Genomic DNA, 2566 nt, shown 5'->3' on the forward strand with positions numbered 1-2566 from the left:
GGGTGGGGGGTGGGATTTCGCCATGTGGGGTCGGGGGAGCGTGGGGCCCCCGGGCCCGTTGTGGCGCGGGGCCGTTGTGGCGCTGGCCGCCGTGGCGCGCTGGTCGCCTCAGAGCTCGCCCGCCGCCCGCCGCTCCGTCAGCTGCCGGTACGCGGCCAGCCCGTCCGGCGTCCACGGCCAGGTGTCCAGCCGCCGGACCAGCTCCTCCTCCGGCAGGAACGCGTACCAGTCGATCTCCGACTCCTGGGGCGCCACCGGCAGCGTGCAGCGCACCTGGTAGACCGCCGACCACCAGCTGTGCTCGGGCGTCTCGTACAGGAACCGGAACAGCGGCTCCGGACGCGCCAGTCCGCGCACCCCCAGCTCCTCCTCCGCCTCCCGCAGCGCCGCCTCGTCATAGCTCTCACCGGCCCCGACCACACCGCCCACGAACATGTCGTAGTGCGAGGGGAACACCAGCTTCCGGGGCGTCCGCCGGTGGACGAAGATCCGGTCCTCGGCGTCCCGGACCAGGATGAACGCGCACCGGGTGCGCAGCCGCCGGGCGTAACTCTCGGCCCGCGGCGCCTGCCCCACGACCCGGTCGTGCTCGTCGACGACGTCCAGGATCTCGTCGGCGTTCAGCGGCTCCTGCCCGGCGGGCGGCCGCGGCGCGCCGGGCGACGGCGGCGCCCCGGGTGACGGCTGCGCGTTGAACGAGGGCTGTCCGGTGGGCGGTTGCTGTTCGCCGCGCGGTTGCTGATCGGTCATGGGGCCATGGAACCACCAGCGGCGGCGGCCCCGTACGCCGGGGACGCCGCCGCTGGTGGCCGATCACCACGGATCGGTACGCGACCCGAACCGGTCAACCGCGACCCACACCGGTCAACTGTGTCAACCCGTGATCCGGACCGTCACTGCCCCATGACGTACTTCACCGTCGGCCCGGTGGTCCAGCCGCCGTCCACCGCCAGCTCCGCACCGGTGACGTACGAGGCGGCGTCGGACAGCAGGAAGACCACCGCCCCGGCGATCTCGTGCGCCTCGCCGACCCGGGCCATCGGGGTGTTGGGGTACTTGCCCTCGCCGACCTCGATGCCGACCTGCGCCGTCATCGGGGTGTACGTCATTCCCGGGTGCACGGAGTTCACCCGGACCCGCGCGGTACCCCACTCCACCGCGCCGATCTTCGTCAGACCGCGTACGCCCCACTTGGAAGCGCCGTAGCCGCCGGTCATCGCCAGGCCCATCAGACCGGCCGCCGAGGAGATGTTCACGATCGACCCCGCGCCGCGCTCCTTCATGGCCGGCAGCACCGTCTTCATGCCGATGAACACGCCGGTGAGGTTGACGTCGAGGACCTTGCGGAAGAAGTCCGCGGAGATCGTCTCCAGCGGCGCCCCGGTCGATATCCCGGCGTTGTTCACCAGCCCGTCGATGCCGCCGAACTCCGCCACCGCGAAGTCCGCGACCCGCTGCCACTCCTCCTCGGAGGTCACGTCGTGGGCCAGGAACCGCGCCCGCTCACCGAGCCGCGCCGCGGTCCGCTCGCCCTCCTCCCGGAGGACGTCGGTGAGGACGACCCGCGCGCCGGCGGCCACGGCCTGCTCGGCGGCCGCGGCGCCCAGGCCGCGGGCGGCGCCGGTGATGATGACGGTCTTGCCGGTCAGGTCGGCGGCCTGCGGGGCGGACTCGCGGGGGGCGTGGCCGGACGCGCTCGGGGACTCGCTCATGGGGACTCCTTCACTTGGAGGTGCGGTTCGGGGGAGTGGCGGCGGTCTGAGGGGAGGGCAGGTGCGGCTCGGGCGTGGCGGCGAGCAGGAACGCCGTCGTCGTCCCGATGAGATCGGCGAGAAACAGCTCCTCGCCCGTCAGCGGCTCGGCACCGTCCAGGTAGTGCCGGGCCCGGTCGGCCAGCGCGGCGCCGATCAGCGTCAGCGCCAGGTCCAGCCGCTCCAGCCGCACCGGCTCCGCCAGCCCGGCGGCGGCCAGCGCGTCCTCGACGCGGCAGATCAGCCGCCAGTACGCGGTCCCGGCGAGCGTCGGGTGCGGGACCCGGGTCCGTACGCCGCTCTCGTGGCTGAGCTGGGCGGAGATCCGCAGGCAGCGCCGGCCGCGTTCGGTCCGCAGCTCGGTGGCCTCCGCCGTGACCAGTACCGCGATCAGCTCCCGGAGCGCCGGCTCACCGGCCTCCGCCGCGGCCAGCAGCGGCGCCAGCGCCGCCTCCGTACGCGCCAGCCGGCCGGCCATCACGGCGTCCAGCAGCCCGGCCCGCGAGCCGAAGTGGTACTGCACCGCCGACGGATTGCTCTGGCCGGCGCGCGCGACGATGTCCCGTATCTGCGCACCGTCCACGCCTTGCGCCGCGAAGACCTGCTCGGCGGCTCGGATCAACTTCTCCCGGGTCTCGGGGCCTGATGTCCTGGGCATGCTCCGATTCTAATGCCGGACATTAATAAAAGGGGAAGGGGTGGGGCGGGGTGATTTCGCGCGTGCGGGTGGGGCGGGTGGGGTGGGCGGGGGGCCGGGGCCGGCCGGGGCGCGGGGGGGGGGGGGGAAAGGGGGCACAAGGGGCCCCGAGACCCCG

General features: G+C 73.9%; 3 protein-coding genes. All 3 read right to left on the minus strand.

Annotated features, from left to right (window positions below; translation table 11 throughout):
* Positions 1-108: 108 nt before the first annotated feature.
* Positions 109-750, minus strand: coding sequence for an NUDIX hydrolase (locus ADL22_RS13305; RefSeq protein ID WP_079064092.1), 642 nt, complete (start codon positions 748-750; stop codon positions 109-111).
* Positions 751-893: 143 nt separating this feature from the next.
* Positions 894-1712, minus strand: a complete 819-nt coding sequence (locus ADL22_RS13310) for a glucose 1-dehydrogenase (protein ID WP_066977674.1) — start codon at positions 1710-1712, stop codon at positions 894-896.
* 10 nt (positions 1713-1722) lie between these two features.
* Positions 1723-2409, minus strand: a complete 687-nt coding sequence (locus ADL22_RS13315) for a TetR/AcrR family transcriptional regulator (protein WP_066977677.1) — start codon at positions 2407-2409, stop codon at positions 1723-1725.
* Positions 2410-2566 lie beyond the last annotated feature (157 nt).

It is taken from the genome of Streptomyces sp. NRRL F-4489 (genome assembly GCF_001509485.1).
Classification (GTDB): domain Bacteria; phylum Actinomycetota; class Actinomycetes; order Streptomycetales; family Streptomycetaceae; genus Streptomyces.

Excerpts from the sequence above, each read along its gene's own strand:
- ADL22_RS13305 (WP_079064092.1), bottom strand. The coding sequence starts at position 750 with ATGACCGATCAGCAACCGCGCGGCGAACAGCAACCGCCCACCGGACAG.
- ADL22_RS13310 (WP_066977674.1), bottom strand. The coding sequence starts at position 1,712 with ATGAGCGAGTCCCCGAGCGCGTCCGGCCACGCCCCCCGCGAGTCCGCC.
- ADL22_RS13315 (WP_066977677.1), bottom strand. The coding sequence starts at position 2,409 with ATGCCCAGGACATCAGGCCCCGAGACCCGGGAGAAGTTGATCCGAGCC.